We start from the raw sequence: 14,104 nt of genomic DNA on the forward strand, positions 1-14,104 counted from the left end.
CGTGGAGGCGCCCTTCACCGTCCTGCACGTCTGCATGGGCAACATCTGCCGGTCGCCGATGGCCGAGCGGCTGCTCGCCCGCGCGGTGCGCGACCGGGTCGGCGAGGCCGGCGAGCGGCTGCTGCGCAGTGTCAGCGCGGGCACCGGCGGCTGGCACGAGGGCGAGGAGATGAACCCGCCGGCGGCCCGCCAGGTGCGGTCCCGGGGCGGCGAGGTGACCGGCTTCGAGGCCCGCAAGCTGCGCGGCGACTTCATCGACGAGGCCGACGTGATCTTCACGGCGACCGCCGACCAGTACGACTACGTGGTCGCGCTGCGCCCCGACGCGGCCGCCCGCACGTTCGTGATGGGCGAGTTCGGCCGGCTGCTCGCGAGCGTCGACGCGGGGTCGCTGCCGGCCGCGGACGGCAAGCCCGAGTCGGTGCACGACCGGGGCGTCGCCATCGTCGAGGCGGTGCACCGGCTGCGCGGCCCGGACGGCCCGCTGCCCGGCGACGACCTGGACGACCCGTGGGGCCGCGGCGACCAGACGTTCCACCGCATCGGCGACGAGATCGAGGACACCACGGTCCCGTTCGCCAATCTTCTCCTGTCGTGACCGGTCGCATCGTCGAGCCGGACGCCGCGGGGATCGCCGAGGCGGTCGAGCTGCTGCGCGCCGAGTCGGTCGTCGCCTTCCCCACCGAGACCGTCTACGGCCTGGGCGCCGACGCCTTCTCGGCCAAGGCGATCGGCGAGGTCTACCGGCTCAAGAACCGCCCGTCGTGGAACCCGCTGATCGTGCACGTGGCCGACGTCGGCGCGGCCCGCAAGCTCGCCGCCGAGTGGCCGGCCGCCGCCGACCGGCTCGCCGCCGCGTTCTGGCCCGGCCCGCTCACCCTGGTGGTCCGCCGGGCCGAGCACCTGACCGGGGTGGGCGCCGACAACGCGACGATCGCGCTGCGCATCCCGGCCCACGACGTGGCGCTGCGCCTGCTCGAGGCGTCCGGCCTGCCGCTCGCGGCGCCCAGCGCCAACCGCTCCGAGGGCATCTCGCCGACCACCGCCGGGCACGTGCTGCGCAGCCTGCCCGACGTGCCGCTGGTGCTGGACGGCGGCGCGAGCGCGTGGGGCATCGAGTCGACCGTGCTCGACCTGACCACCGCCGTGCCCACGCTGCTGCGGCCGGGCGCGCTGGCCCTGCGCGCGCTGCGCGACGTGACCGGGTCGATCGCCCTGCGCGACGCGGAGGCGGCCGACGGAGCCGCGCGCCCGTCGCCCGGCATGAGCCGCCGGCACTACGCTCCGCGGGCCCGGGTGCGGTGGGTGACCGATGCCAGCGACACCGACAAAACGAACGAAACAGGCATTTTGACGTACGAGGGAAAGGAAGTCCCCGGCGCCGAGGTGCTGTCCGCCGATCCCCGTGAGTACGCGGCCGACCTCTACGCGGCGCTGCACCGGCTCGACGACTCGGGCGTCACCGAGATCCTGGTTCAGGAACCCCCGCCGGGGGAGGACTGGCTGGCGATCCGGGACCGGTTGAGCCGGGCCGCCGCGAAGTAGCCGCCTGCCGGGCGATGTTGCGGGCCATCCCGTTGAAGACGATCCCGTGGAACGGCAGCACCGACGCCCAGTACGCGTGCCCGGCCAGCCCGCGCGGCAGGAAGACGGCCCGCTGCCGGTAGACGCTGCGCCCCTCGCCATCGGAAGTCGCGCACATCTCCAGCCAGGCGCGGCCCGGCACCCGCATCTCGGCCCGCAGCCGCAGCAGCGACCCCGGCACGATCTCCTCGACCCGCCACCAGTCCAGCGCCTCGCCGACCCGCAGCCGGTGCCGGTCGCGCCGCCCGCGGCGCAGCCCCACCCCGCCGGCCAGCTTGTCCAGCCAGCCGCGCACCGACCAGGCCAGCGGGAACGAGTACCACCCGTTCTCGCCGCCGACCCCCTCGATGACCTGCCAGAGAGCCTCGACCGGCGCGTCCACCGCCCGGCGCCGCTCGTCGACGTAGACGCTGCCGCCGGACCACTTCGGGTCGCTCGGCAGCGGTTCGGCCGACGCCTGCCGGCCGGCCGCGGTCGACCATCGGGTCTCCACGTCGGCGTCCTTGATCTTGCGGAGGGCGAGCCGGACCGCCTCGTCGAAGCCGAGCGGCTCGACCTCGGGCACCAGCGCGCGGATGTCGTTCTCCCGGGCCACCGCCTCGTGCACCAGGCTCGCCACCAGCGGCCGGGCGATCGCGTTGGGCACGGGCGTGACCAGGCCGACCCAGTGGGCCGAGAGCCACGGGCTGAGCGGCCGCAGCGGCCAGATGGCCCGCCTCCGCAGGCCCGCCACCCTCGCGTACCGGCGCATCATCTCCAGGTACGTCAGGACGTCCGCCCCGCCGATGTCGAAGCCGCGGTTGACCTCGGCCGGCAGGTCACCGGCCGCGATGAGGTAGCGCAGCACGTCCCGGACGGCGATCGGCTGGATCCGGTTGCGGACCCAGCGCGGCGTCACCATGACCGGCAGCCGCTCGGTCAGGTAGCGCAGCATCTCGAACGAGGCCGAGCCGGAGCCGATGATCACCGGCGCGCGCAGCACCACCGTCGGCACCCCGCTGTCGAGCAGGATGCGGGCCACCTCGGCGCGGGAGCGCAGGTGGGCCGAGGCGCGCTCGCCGGCCGGCGGCTCGGGTCCGCCCAGGTAGACGATCCGGTGCACGCCCGCGTCCCGGCAGGCCTCGGCGAAGTTCCCGGCGGCCCGCCGGTCGATCTCCTCGAAGTCGCGCCGGCCCAGCGAGTGCACGAGGAAGTAGGCGACCTCGATGCCGTCCAGGGCCGCCCGCAGGGACTCCGGGTCGGTCAGATCGCCCTCGGTGATCTCGACCTGGCCGGCCCAGGGCGCGTCCCGCAGCCGCGCCGCGCTGCGCGACAGGCAGCGCACCTCGTGCCCCGCGTCGAGCAGCCGGGGCGCCAGCCGGCCGCCGATGTAGCCGGTCGCGCCGGTCACCAGACATCGCATAACCGCAGAGTGTGCCCATTGGGCGGCCTTTCAAGCCATATGCTGGATTTCGTTGCCTATCCGGGGAGGGCACGTGGACACCTTCTGGGGGCCGGACTTCGCGTTGCTGGAACGCGAGGATCCGGAGATCGCACGTGTGCTCCTCGACGAGCTGGGCCGGCAGCGCGACGGGCTTCAGCTGATCGCGAGCGAGAACTTCACCTCGCCGGCCGTGCTGGCCGCGCTCGGCTCGACGCTCAACGACAAGTACGCCGAGGGCTATCCGGGGCGGCGCTACTACGGCGGCTGCGCCGAGGTGGACCGGGCCGAGGTGCTCGCGGTCGAGCGGGCCCGGGAGCTGTTCGGGGCCGAGCACGCGAACGTGCAGCCGCACTCGGGCGCGTCGGCGAACCTGGCGGCGTTCGCGGCGCTGGCCGAGCCGGGCGACACCGTGCTGGCCATGGAGCTGCCGCACGGCGGGCACCTGACCCACGGCAGCCGGGTCAACTTCTCCGGGAAGTGGTTCCACCCGATCGGGTACCGGGTCGCCCCGAACACCGAGGAGATCGACTACGACGAGGTACGCGATCTCGCGCTCGCCCACCGACCCAAGATCATCATCTGCGGCGCCACCGCGTACCCCCGGAATATCGATTTTGCGCTGTTCCGGGAGATCGCCGACGAAGCCGGCGCCTACCTGATGGTCGACGCCGCGCACTTCATCGGGCTGGTCGCGGGCAAGGCGGTCCCGTCGCCGGTGCCGCACGCCGACGTCGTCACCTGCACCACCCACAAGGTGCTGCGCGGACCGCGGGGCGGCATGATCCTGTGCCGTGCCGACCTCGCCCAGCGCGTCGACAAGGCGGTCTTCCCGTTCAGCCAGGGCGGCCCGATGATGCACGTGATCGCGGCCAAGGCGGTGGCGCTGCGGGAGGCGTCGGGCGCGGCCTTCCAGGCGTACGCCCGCCAGGTCGTCGACAATGCCCGGGCCCTGTCCCTGGGTCTGGCCCAGGAGGGCATGCGCCCGGTCTCCGGCGGCACCGACACCCACCTGGTGCTGGCCGACCTGCGCGAGCTCGGCCTCACCGGGGCCGAGGCGGAGTCGCGATGCGACCTCGCCCGCATCACGCTGAACAAGAACGCGATACCGTTCGACCCGCAGCGGCCGGCGGAGGCCTCGGGCATCCGGGTCGGATCGCCGGGCGTGACCACGCAGGGCATGCGCGAGGGCGAGATGCGGCGGATAGCCGGTCTGATCGGCGCCGCGGTCCGCAGCGACCCCGCGACGGCGGACGGCGCCCGGCGCCTGGCCGACGCGGCGGACGAGGTGCACGACCTGGTCAGGAGATTCCCGGCCTATGCGCGGCAGGAGGTGATGGCGTGAGCGAGCGGAACACCGACGAGTCCTCGGTGACGCTTCCCGGCGTACCCAAGCAAGGTTTTGATCGTGATGCTCGTTTTGATCTTGATGATGGCGACGACCGCCCGTTGCCCGAGCTCGCTCCGCTCCCGGCCGATCCGCGCTGGCGGGTGGCGCATCTGCCGTTCCTGACCGCGGTCTCGTTCGCGCTGCTGCTCTGCGCCGCCTCGGCCGGGTTCCTGGCCGGCGGGTCCGCGTCCGCGCTCGGGGCCGCGCTCGGCGTCCTGATCGTGACGATCAGCTACACGATGTCGACGCTGGTGATCGCCTGGGCCGACACGGTGCGCCCGGCCCTGCTCATGCCGCTGGCCCTGGGTACATATGTGTTGAAGTACAGCGTTCTCGGATTGGTGCTTGCCTACGGTGTACAGACGACGTGGACGGGGAAGTCCGCATTGGGCTGGGGCATCGTCGCCGGCGTGATCGTTTGGACGGGCGTTCAGGCCTGGTGGTTCACCGCCGTGCGTCGCCCAAAGTGATCTATCGCACCGCGTTTTGCCTCGTCAGCGTCCCTTTCGTGGTTTGTTGACCACGAAACGGTGACGTGAACGGTCGTGGCTTGTCCGGTTATGGCGAAGGGGGAGTACCGTGTCCTTCCAGTTGCGAGACCCCTGACGCCTGGACAACTGCGGTTGTGCGGGGGGTCCCGCTTAGCTTCGTCTTTCCTGCTGATATCGTTCGGGCCGTCATGACCGGTCAGGAACCTCCCAAGAATCCCCCTGGGGACGACGGTCAGCAGCCGCCCGACACGGGCATGGGCATGACGGCCGTCTCCTACCTCCTTGCGGGCATGTTGGTGTGGGGCGGGATCGGTTGGCTGGTCGACCACTGGGTCGGGACCAGGGGCATCTTTGCCGGTATCGGCGCGGTCGTTGGTATGGCCGCCGGTGTCTACCTCATCGTGCGCCGTCTGGGCGCCTGACAGGAAAGGGCTACGGTGACCGGTCAGTCGATCGTCCTCGCAGCGGATATCCCCTTCCCGCCGAAGGTCGAGGACTTCTACCTGCCCAGCATCCTGCCGTGGGGCGAGCACGACAATTACTGGTTTACGAAGATCACCGCGCTGGTCTGGCTGACCACTGCTTTGATCATCGTCTTCTTCCTGGTCTCGAACCGGAAGCCGCAGCTGGTCCCGACGAAGAAGCAGTGGCTTGCCGAGAGCCTCTACGGCTTCGTGCGGAACAACATCGCGATCGAGATGATCGGCCCGGCCGGTGTGCGCTTCGCGCCATACCTGACGACGCTGTTCACGTTCATCCTGCTGAACAACTTCTGGGGCATCGTCCCGTTCGTTCAGATCTCGCCGAACTCGCACATCGCCTTCCCGGCGTTCCTCGCGATCATCAGCTACGTCATGTTCATCGCGGTCGGCATCCGCCACCACGGCTTCATCAAGTACTTCAAGACGGCGCTCATCCCGCCGGCGCCGTGGTTCATCCTGCCGTTGCTGATCCCGATCGAGTTCTTCTCGAACTTCCTGGTGCGGCCGTTCTCGCTCGCCGTCCGACTCTTCGCCAACATGTTCGCCGGCCACATGCTGCTGCTGGTGTTCACCCTCGGCGGCTTCGCGATGCTGAACGCCAACATCTGGTACGCGCCCTTCTCGGTGCTCTCCTGGGCCCTGACGATCGCGCTGACGTTCCTCGAGTTCCTGGTGATCTGCCTGCAGGCCTACGTCTTCACGGTGCTGACCGCGAGCTACGTCCAGGGCGCGCTCGCGGACGAGCACTGAGTTTCACCCCAAGCACAGCCCAGTAACACCCCGTTGTCGTCCCGCGTGAAACCGATTCACGCGAGATACCTGGAGGAACTGAAAAAATGGAAATCGCTGCTTTCACCGGTAGCACCGCCGCCATCGGCTACGGCCTCGCCGCCATCGGCCCCGGCATCGGCGTCGGCCTGGTCTTCTCGGCCTACATCCAGTCGACCGCCCGTCAGCCCGAGTCCTCGCGCCTGACCCTGCCGTACGTCTGGATCGGCTTCGCCGTCATCGAGGCGCTCGCGCTCCTCGGCATCGCCTTCGGCTTCATCTGGCAGGGCTCGGGGCTCTGATCCTCCTCCGCCTCGACAGGAGGTAAGTAATGATCAACTCTCTTGTGGTTCTGGCCGCGGAGGGCACGACCGAGACCGAGCACAACCCGATCATCCCGATCTGGCAAGAGGTCATCGTCGGCGTCATCGCCTTCGGCCTGCTTTGCTGGGTCCTGATGAAGTTCGTCTTCCCGCAGATGGAGAAGACGTTCGCGGCCCGGGTGGACGCGATCGAGGGCGGCATCAAGCGCGCCGAGGCCGCTCAGGCCGAGGCCAACCAGTTGCTCGAGCAGTACCGCGCCCAACTGGCCGAGGCCCGCACCGAGGCCGCTCGCATCCGCGACGAGGCCCGCGCCGACGCCGAGGGCATCCGGCAGGACGTCCTGGCCAAGGCCCGGGAGGAGTCCGACCGCATCATCGCGGCCGGTCGCGAGCAGCTCTCCGCGCAGCGCGAGTCGATCGTCCGTGACCTGCGCGCCGAGGTCGGCACGCTCGCGGTCGACCTGGCCGGCAGGATCGTCGGAGAGTCCCTCGCCGACGAGGCGCGCAGCCGCGGCACGGTCGAGCGGTTCATCGCCGAGCTCGATTCCGCCGGCACGACGGGCGGACGGCGCTGATGGCGTCGAGCGTCAGTCAGCAGGCCTACAACTCGGCGGTCGAGAAGCTCGCCGCCGAGACCGGCTCGGCCACGGCCGCGCAGCTGGCCACGATCGCCGACGAGATCCTGTCGGTGGCGAGCCTGCTGCGCGCCCAGCCCGGACTCCGGCGGGCGCTCACCAACCCGTCGCGGACCGGGGCCGAGCGGGCCGAACTGTTGCGCTCGTTGCTGGCCGCCAAGCTGGCCGAGATCACCGTTGACACGCTGACGGCGCTGGTCACCGGCCGGTTCTCCAAGCCGACCGAGCTGCTGGACGTCACGGAGCGTCTCGGCGCCGAGGTCGTCCTGCGGTCCGCGGAAAAGGCGGGCACCCTCGCCGACGTGGAGGACGAGCTGTTCCGGTTCGGACAGATCGTCTCGGGCAACGCCGGGCTCGCGGTCACGCTGAGTGACCCGGGTGCGCCTACCTCGCGCCGGGTTAAGCTGGTGGAGGACTTGCTCAAGGGCAAGGCCCAGCCGGCGACGGTCCGGCTCGTCGAGGTGGCGCTCGAGGGTTTCCTGGGCCGGAGCTTCGACTCCTCGCTGACCAGGCTGGTCGAGCTGACCGCCGCGAAGCGTGACCGCGAGGTCGCGTACGTGACGGTGGCCAAGCCGCTCAGCGACGCCGACGAGCAGGCGCTGGCTGCCAAGCTGTCCGATCTCTACGACCGGCCGGTGTCGCTCAAGGTCGACGTCGACCCCTCGATCATCGGTGGGGTCAGCGTCCGAGTCGGCTCCGACCTCTACGACGGCACGATCCTGCGGCGGCTCAACGCGGCACGCCAGGCGTTCGCGAAATAGATTTATTTCCCTCGGTCAACGTCATTCGACACCCTGATCGAGCAGGCCCCTCGGCGGCGGCGACGTCCCGAGCTAGACAGAGAAGGCAGAGGATGGCCGAGCTGACCATCTCCTCGGACGAGATCCGGGGGGCGCTAGAGCGCTACGTCTCGTCCTACACGCCCGAGGTCTCCCGCGAGGAGGTCGGCATCGTCTCCGATGCGGGCGACGGCATCGCACATGTCGAGGGCCTGCCCTCGACGATGGCGAACGAACTGCTCGAGTTCGAGGACGGCACGCTGGGTGTCGCCCTGAACCTCGACGTCCGCGAGATCGGCGCCGTAGTCCTGGGCGACTTCTCCGGCATCCAGGAGGGTGGCCAGGTCAAGCGGACCGGTCGCGTTCTCTCGGTCCCGGTCGGCGACGGCTTCCTCGGTCGCGTGGTCGACCCGCTGGGCCGGCCGATCGACGACCGCGGCGACATCGCCAACGAGGGCTTCCGCGAACTGGAGCTCCAGGCGCCCAACGTCATGAACCGGCAGCCGGTCAAGCAGCCGCTGCAGACCGGCATCAAGGCGATCGACGCCATGACGCCGATCGGCCGCGGCCAGCGCCAGCTGCTCATCGGCGACCGCAAGACCGGCAAGACCACGGTCGCGATCGACACGATCATCAACCAGAAGGCCAACTGGGCGTCCGGCGACCCGGACAAGCAGGTGCGCTGCATCTACGTGGCGATCGGCCAGAAGGCGACCACGATCGCCTCGATCAAGGGCACCCTCGAGGAGCAGGGGGCGATGGAGTACACCACCATCGTCGCCGCCCCCGCTTCGGACCCGGCCGGCTACAAGTACATCGCGCCCTACACCGGCTCGGCCATCGGCCAGCACTGGATGTACGCCGGCAAGCACGTCCTGATCGTCTTCGACGACCTGACCAAGCAGGCCGAGGCGTACCGCGCGGTGTCGCTGCTGCTGCGCCGCCCGCCGGGCCGCGAGGCCTACCCGGGCGACGTCTTCTACCTGCACTCCCGGCTGCTCGAGCGCTGCGCCAAGCTCTCCGACGAGCTGGGCGGCGGCTCGATGACCGGCCTGCCGATCATCGAGACCAAGGCCAGCGACATCTCGGCCTACATCCCGACCAACGTCATCTCGATCACCGACGGTCAGATCTTCCTGGAGACCGACCTGTTCGCCTCGGGTGTCCGCCCGGCGATCAACGTCGGCACCTCGGTGTCCCGGGTCGGCGGCTCGGCGCAGGTCAAGGCGATGCGGTCGGTCTCCGGCCGGCTCCGTCTCGACCTGGCCCAGTTCCGTGAGCTCGAGGCGTTCTCGGCGTTCGCGTCCGACCTGGACCGTGCGTCGCGCGCCCAGCTCGACAAGGGCGTCCGCCTGGTCGAGCTGCTCAAGCAGCCGCAGTACTCGCCGTACTCGGTGGTCGACGAGGTCATCGTGATCTGGGCCGGCACCACCGGTCAGCTCGACGACATCGAGGTCGGCGACATCCGCCGCTTCGAGGGCGAGATGCTCCAGTGGCTGCACCGGCACCGCGAGGACACGCTCACCGCGATCGAGTCGACCGGCCAGCTGTCCGACGACAACATCGAGAGCCTGAAGTCCGGCCTGGACGAGTTCAAGGAGCTCTTCAAGCAGGGCGAGACCGGGATCAAGCTCAACGAGCCCGACGCCGAGGCGATGGCCGAGGGCCGCGAGACCCGCGAGACGGTGACCCGCGAGGTTCACCGTCCGGCTGCCGAGAAGTAGTCATGGCCGGTCAGGTACAGGCCCTCCGGCGGCGCATTCGCACCGTCCGGTCGACCAAGAAGATCGCCAAGGCCCAGGAGCTGGTCGCCACCAGCCGCATCGCCAAGGCCCAGGAGCGGGTCGCCGCCTCCAAGCCGTACGCGGAGGCGATCACCCAGGTCCTGACCGCTCTGGCGTCGAACGCGACGATCGACAACCCGCTGCTGGTCCCGCGTGAGCGGGTCCGGCGCGCGGGGGTCCTGCTGATCACCAGTGACCGTGGCCTGGCCGGCGCGTACAACGCCAACGCCATCCGCACCGCCGAGCAGCTGATCCAGAAGCTGAAGGCGGACGGGAAGGAGACGGTGCTGTACGTGGTCGGCCGCAAGGGCGTCGGCTACTACCGGTTCCGCAACCGGCCGATCGAGGCCAGCTGGACCGGGTTCTCCGAGCGTCCGTCCTTCCCGGACGCGAAGAGGATCGGCGACGCGTTGCTCGAGGCGTTCATCGCGGGCGCGGACGACACGGACGCGCACTACGGGCCGGACGGCATCCAGGGCGTCGACGAGCTCCACATCGTCAGCACGCAGTTCAAGTCGCTCATGACCCAGAGCGCGGAGGCGCACTTCCTCGCCCCCATGGAGGTCGAGGAGCGCGAGGTCGAGCCCGGTCTGCGGCCGGCGTACGAGTTCGAGCCGGACGCCGACGAGCTGCTCGACGCGCTGCTGCCGAAGTACCTCAACACGCGGATCTACGCGGCGTTGCTGGACTCGGCCGCGAGCGAGTCGGCCTCCCGGCGGCGGGCGATGAAGAGCGCGTCGGACAACGCGGACGACCTGCTCAAGCGGTACACGCGCGAGATGAACTCCGCGCGGCAGGCTGCGATCACCCAGGAAATCAGTGAGATCGTCGGCGGCGCCAACGCGCTGGCCGCGGCGGGAAGTGATGTGTGATGACTGCTGTTGCTGAGCCCACCAAGGCGGAGACCGGCGTCGGCCGCGTCGTCCGGGTCATCGGCCCGGTCGTCGACGCCGAGTTCCCGCGTGACGCCATGCCCGAGATCTACAACGCGCTGCACGTCGACGTGACCCTCTCCGAGGGCACGAAGACGCTGACCCTCGAGGTCGCCCAGCACCTCGGCGACAACCTGATCCGCGCGATCTCGATGCAGCCGACCGACGGCCTGATCCGGGGCGCCGAGGTCAACGACACCGGCGCGCCGATCTCGGTGCCCGTCGGCGACGTGACCAAGGGGCACGTGTTCAACGCCCTCGGCGACGTGCTCAACGCCGACCCGGCGACCCTGGACATCCAGGAGCGCTGGTCGATCCACCGCAAGCCGCCGGCGTTCGCCGACCTCGAGCCGAAGACCGAGATGCTGGAGACCGGCATCAAGGTGCTCGACCTGCTCGCGCCGTACGTGCGCGGTGGCAAGATCGGCCTGTTCGGCGGCGCGGGCGTGGGCAAGACGGTGCTCATCCAGGAGATGATCATCCGCGTTGCCCGCAACTTCGGCGGCACCTCGGTGTTCGCCGGCGTCGGCGAGCGCACCCGTGAGGGCAACGACCTCATCCTGGAGATGGAGGAGGGTGGCGTTCTCGACAAGACCGCCCTCGTCTTCGGCCAGATGGACGAGCCCCCGGGCACCCGTCTCCGGGTGGCGCTGTCCGCGCTGACCATGGCGGAGTACTTCCGGGACGTCCAGAACCAGGAGGTGCTGCTCTTCATCGACAACATCTTCCGGTTCACCCAGGCCGGCTCCGAGGTGTCCACCCTGCTCGGCCGCATGCCGTCGGCCGTGGGTTACCAGCCCACGCTGGCCGACGAGATGGGCGAGCTCCAGGAGCGGATCACCTCGGTCCGGGGCAAGGCGATCACCTCGCTGCAGGCGATCTACGTGCCCGCCGACGACTACACCGACCCGGCGCCGGCCACCACGTTCGCCCACCTCGACGCCACCACGAACCTCGAGCGGTCGATCTCCGACAAGGGCATCTACCCCGCCGTGGACCCGCTGGCCTCCAGCTCGCGGATCCTCGCGCCGGAGTTCGTCGGCGCCGAGCACTACACGGTCGCCCGTGAGGTGCAGCGAATCCTGCAGAAGTACAAGGACCTGCAGGACATCATCGCCATCCTCGGCATGGACGAGCTCTCCGAGGAGGACAAGGTCACGGTGCAGCGGGCTCGCCGCATCGAGCGCTTCCTCTCGCAGAACACGTACGCGGCCGAGCAGTTCACCGGCGTTCCCGGCTCGACGGTCCCGCTGAAGGAGACCATCGAGGCGTTCAAGAAGATCAGCGAGGGCGAGTACGACCACTTCCCCGAGCAGGCCTTCTTCATGTGCGGCGGCCTGGAGGACCTCGAGCGCAACGCGCACGAGCTCATGAAGGGCTGACGCTCTTTCGCGGCACCCGGGCCGCGCTCGCCATCAGGCGGGCGCGGCCCGGACCCGTTTCCGCGCTGTTTCCCCGCCGTTAGTCCTTTGCACGCCCGGGTACCTTGGACCGGCGTCGGATTCTTCTGCTGAGGAGCGCTGGTGGCCAAGAACGGCAAGCGTCGTGCCCCCATGTGGGCCCGGCTCTGTGCGATCTTCGGCTGCGTCCTCATGCTCCTGAGCGGCGGCGTTCTGCTCAGCGGTCAGGTCGTGCTGTCCCGGTACGCGAACTCGGTGGACAACCAGGACCTGTTCGGCGCGTCGGCGGCCGGCTCCGACCAGAAGGTGTCGGACATCAAGGGCCCGCTGAACATCCTGCTGGTCGGCATCGACCCGCGGAACGCGGCGCAGCCCCCGCTCTCCGACTCGATCATCGTGGTGCACGTCCCGAAGGACATGGACCAGGCGTTCCTCTTCTCGATCCCGCGCGACCTGGTCGTCGACATCCCGCCGTTCGAGAAGACCGGGTTCCGCGGCGGCCGGTCGAAGATCAATGCGGCGATGGGGTACGGCAGCGCCGTCGGCAACGGCAAGCACGACCCGGCCCAGGGCTTCGAGCTGCTGGCCAAGACGGTTCAGCAGCTCACCGGCATCCGCACGTTCGACGCCGGCGCGATCCTCAACTTCGGCGGCTTCAAGCAGATCGTGGACGCCATGGGCGGCGTCACCATGAAGATCGACCAGAACGTGAAGTCCGAGCACCTCCAGCCGGACGGCAAGCCCCGCCCGCGTTACGCCCGGTGCGCCGACAACACCTGCGAGCACCCCTATTACGGCCCGCAGGCGGAGTACAAGGTCGGCACCTACCACCTCCAGGGCTGGCAGGCGCTCGACTACGTTCGGCAGCGCTACGGCCTGCCCAAGAGCGACTACGACCGCCAGCGGCACCAGCAGCAGTTCATCAAGGCCATGGCCGAGCAGGCGCTGAGCAAGGACGTGATCACCAATCCGGCCAAGCTCGACCGCGTGCTCAAGGCGGCCGGCAACGCGCTGATCTTCGACGGCCAGGGCCACGACGTGGTCGACTGGGGCTTCGCCCTCAAGAACATCCGGGCCACCAACATGGTGTCGATCAAGCTGCCCGGCGAGTCGAAGTTCGAGAACGGCCGGTACGTGGGTGAGGGGCTCGACGACACCGCCGGCCAGTTCTTCACCGCGGTGACCGCCGATCAGCTCTCCGGCTTCCTGTTCCGCCACCCGGAGTACGTGAACAAGACGAGTTGAGATGTGGCGGTCGCCACCCCCGGCCGCGGGGCGCAAGGGCGCCGTTTAGACTTCACCCATTCGGTAATGCTTGGCTGAACAGGGAGACAGCGTGGCCAACCAGCTGCACGTCAAGGTTGTCGCCGTCGAGGAGCGCGTCTGGACCGGCGACGCCGAGATGCTCGTCGCGCGCACCACCGAGGGTGAGATCGGTGTGCTGCCCGGTCACGCGCCGTTGCTGGGCCTGCTCAAGGAACCGTCCCAGGTGCGGGTCAAGCTCGCCGGCGGCGAGCAACTGACCTACGACGTCAGCGGCGGGTTCCTCTCCATCGACGCGGACGGCGTGACCGTTCTCGCCGAGAGCGCCACGGCCGCCACTCCCGAGTCTCACTGACTCCGGCGATGCGGGTTCTCGAGATCCTCGGAATCTGCTTCGTCGCGTTCATCCTGCTCCTGTTCGTGATCTTCTTCCGCCGCCGGCTGCTCATGGTCGGCGGCGGAACCATTCGGCTGCAGGTCCGGGTCAACACGATCGTCCCGGGCCGCGGCTGGTCCACCGGCATCGGCCAGTTCGTCGGCGACGAGCTGCGCTTCCACCGCATGTTCAGCCTCGCCTTCCGCCCCAAACGGGTGCTCGACCGCGAGGTGCTGGTGGTCGAGCAGCGCCGCCGGCCGGACGGGCCCGAGCGGCTCACGATGCCCTCGCAGTGGTGCATCCTGCGCTGTTCCAACGGTGACGCCGGCGAGATCGAGATCGCGATGGCCGAGTCCACCGTCACCGGCTTCCTCTCCTGGCTCGAGGCGGCGCCGCCCGGCCAGCCCGGCAGCGTCAGCCCGCGCCCGACGATCCGCCCCCGCATCATCGAGTAACAGCCGCTCTTTGGCGGGAATC

At 69.6% G+C, this 14,104-nt stretch carries 16 protein-coding genes; 15 read left to right on the plus strand and 1 reads right to left on the minus strand.

Annotation, left to right across the window (positions count from 1 at the left end; all coding sequences use genetic code 11):
* The first annotated feature begins 1 nt into the window (after position 1).
* Both ACZ6TB_RS39505 and ACZ6TB_RS39510 read left to right on the plus strand, forming a co-directional pair.
* A complete protein-coding gene (locus ACZ6TB_RS39505; RefSeq protein ID WP_465563901.1) occupies positions 2-598 on the plus strand; it encodes an arsenate reductase/protein-tyrosine-phosphatase family protein in 597 nt (198 codons plus the stop codon).
* The gene (locus ACZ6TB_RS39510) at positions 595-1,545 is read left to right on the plus strand and encodes an L-threonylcarbamoyladenylate synthase (RefSeq protein ID WP_465563904.1); all 951 of its coding nucleotides are present in this window, start codon (positions 595-597) and stop codon (positions 1,543-1,545) included. The genes ACZ6TB_RS39505 and ACZ6TB_RS39510 overlap by 4 nt, the downstream gene beginning before the upstream one ends.
* On the opposite strand, the gene ACZ6TB_RS39515 is transcribed toward ACZ6TB_RS39510, so the two are convergent.
* Positions 1,460-2,986 (minus strand): SDR family oxidoreductase, encoded by a 1,527-nt coding sequence (locus ACZ6TB_RS39515; protein WP_465563907.1) that lies wholly within the window; start codon positions 2,984-2,986, stop codon positions 1,460-1,462. The genes ACZ6TB_RS39510 and ACZ6TB_RS39515 overlap by 86 nt on opposite strands.
* Before the next feature lie 73 nt (positions 2,987-3,059).
* Here ACZ6TB_RS39515 and ACZ6TB_RS39520 point away from each other — a divergent pair, with 73 nt between their 5' ends.
* From ACZ6TB_RS39520 to ACZ6TB_RS39580, 13 genes are all read left to right on the plus strand, one after another.
* Positions 3,060-4,349, plus strand: coding sequence for a serine hydroxymethyltransferase (locus ACZ6TB_RS39520; protein WP_465563910.1), 1,290 nt, complete (start codon positions 3,060-3,062; stop codon positions 4,347-4,349).
* A 104-nt stretch (positions 4,350-4,453) separates the two neighbouring features.
* The gene (locus ACZ6TB_RS39525; RefSeq protein WP_465564289.1) at positions 4,454-4,864 is read left to right on the plus strand and encodes a hypothetical protein; all 411 of its coding nucleotides are present in this window, start codon (positions 4,454-4,456) and stop codon (positions 4,862-4,864) included.
* A gap of 209 nt (positions 4,865-5,073) precedes the next feature.
* The gene (locus ACZ6TB_RS39530) at positions 5,074-5,307 is read left to right on the plus strand and encodes an AtpZ/AtpI family protein (RefSeq protein WP_465563912.1); all 234 of its coding nucleotides are present in this window, start codon (positions 5,074-5,076) and stop codon (positions 5,305-5,307) included.
* Positions 5,308-5,322: 15 nt separating this feature from the next.
* The gene (gene atpB, locus ACZ6TB_RS39535; RefSeq protein WP_465563915.1) at positions 5,323-6,117 is read left to right on the plus strand and encodes a F0F1 ATP synthase subunit A; all 795 of its coding nucleotides are present in this window, start codon (positions 5,323-5,325) and stop codon (positions 6,115-6,117) included.
* Between the two features lie 86 nt (positions 6,118-6,203).
* Complete coding sequence (locus ACZ6TB_RS39540) at positions 6,204-6,437, plus strand: F0F1 ATP synthase subunit C (RefSeq protein WP_465563918.1); 234 nt, start codon at positions 6,204-6,206, stop codon at positions 6,435-6,437.
* A gap of 29 nt (positions 6,438-6,466) precedes the next feature.
* On the plus strand, positions 6,467-7,033 hold the full coding sequence (locus tag ACZ6TB_RS39545) for a F0F1 ATP synthase subunit B (protein WP_465563921.1): 567 nt from the start codon (positions 6,467-6,469) through the stop codon (positions 7,031-7,033).
* The gene (locus ACZ6TB_RS39550) at positions 7,033-7,854 is read left to right on the plus strand and encodes a F0F1 ATP synthase subunit delta (protein ID WP_465563924.1); all 822 of its coding nucleotides are present in this window, start codon (positions 7,033-7,035) and stop codon (positions 7,852-7,854) included. Before ACZ6TB_RS39545 ends, ACZ6TB_RS39550 begins: the two co-directional genes overlap by 1 nt.
* A gap of 92 nt (positions 7,855-7,946) precedes the next feature.
* Entirely contained in the window at positions 7,947-9,596 is a 1,650-nt protein-coding gene (gene atpA / locus ACZ6TB_RS39555; RefSeq protein ID WP_465563926.1) for a F0F1 ATP synthase subunit alpha, read from the plus strand.
* A 2-nt stretch (positions 9,597-9,598) separates the two neighbouring features.
* The gene (locus ACZ6TB_RS39560) at positions 9,599-10,528 is read left to right on the plus strand and encodes a F0F1 ATP synthase subunit gamma (protein WP_465563928.1); all 930 of its coding nucleotides are present in this window, start codon (positions 9,599-9,601) and stop codon (positions 10,526-10,528) included.
* The gene (atpD, locus tag ACZ6TB_RS39565; RefSeq protein WP_465563931.1) at positions 10,528-11,970 is read left to right on the plus strand and encodes a F0F1 ATP synthase subunit beta; all 1,443 of its coding nucleotides are present in this window, start codon (positions 10,528-10,530) and stop codon (positions 11,968-11,970) included. The genes ACZ6TB_RS39560 and atpD overlap by 1 nt, the downstream gene beginning before the upstream one ends.
* A 171-nt stretch (positions 11,971-12,141) precedes the next feature.
* Entirely contained in the window at positions 12,142-13,233 is a 1,092-nt protein-coding gene (locus ACZ6TB_RS39570; protein WP_465564292.1) for an LCP family protein, read from the plus strand.
* A 91-nt stretch (positions 13,234-13,324) separates the two neighbouring features.
* Complete coding sequence (locus tag ACZ6TB_RS39575; protein WP_465563934.1) at positions 13,325-13,606, plus strand: F0F1 ATP synthase subunit epsilon; 282 nt, start codon at positions 13,325-13,327, stop codon at positions 13,604-13,606.
* 8 nt (positions 13,607-13,614) lie between these two features.
* Positions 13,615-14,082, plus strand: a complete 468-nt coding sequence (locus tag ACZ6TB_RS39580; protein ID WP_465563937.1) for a DUF2550 domain-containing protein — start codon at positions 13,615-13,617, stop codon at positions 14,080-14,082.
* Positions 14,083-14,104 lie beyond the last annotated feature (22 nt).

It is taken from the genome of Actinoplanes sp. NPDC051537, from assembly GCF_055586105.1.

Bases quoted from the DNA above. Each gene is read 5' to 3' on its own strand.
- ACZ6TB_RS39515 (WP_465563907.1), bottom strand. From the start codon at position 2,986: ATGCGATGTCTGGTGACCGGCGCGACCGGCTACATCGGCGGCCGGCTG.
- ACZ6TB_RS39530 (WP_465563912.1), top strand. From the start codon at position 5,074: ATGACCGGTCAGGAACCTCCCAAGAATCCCCCTGGGGACGACGGTCAG.
- ACZ6TB_RS39540 (WP_465563918.1), top strand. From the start codon at position 6,204: ATGGAAATCGCTGCTTTCACCGGTAGCACCGCCGCCATCGGCTACGGC.
- ACZ6TB_RS39545 (WP_465563921.1), top strand. From the start codon at position 6,467: ATGATCAACTCTCTTGTGGTTCTGGCCGCGGAGGGCACGACCGAGACC.
- ACZ6TB_RS39550 (WP_465563924.1), top strand. From the start codon at position 7,033: ATGGCGTCGAGCGTCAGTCAGCAGGCCTACAACTCGGCGGTCGAGAAG.
- atpA (WP_465563926.1), top strand. From the start codon at position 7,947: ATGGCCGAGCTGACCATCTCCTCGGACGAGATCCGGGGGGCGCTAGAG.
- ACZ6TB_RS39560 (WP_465563928.1), top strand. From the start codon at position 9,599: ATGGCCGGTCAGGTACAGGCCCTCCGGCGGCGCATTCGCACCGTCCGG.
- atpD (WP_465563931.1), top strand. From the start codon at position 10,528: ATGACTGCTGTTGCTGAGCCCACCAAGGCGGAGACCGGCGTCGGCCGC.
- ACZ6TB_RS39570 (WP_465564292.1), top strand. From the start codon at position 12,142: ATGTGGGCCCGGCTCTGTGCGATCTTCGGCTGCGTCCTCATGCTCCTG.
- ACZ6TB_RS39580 (WP_465563937.1), top strand. From the start codon at position 13,615: ATGCGGGTTCTCGAGATCCTCGGAATCTGCTTCGTCGCGTTCATCCTG.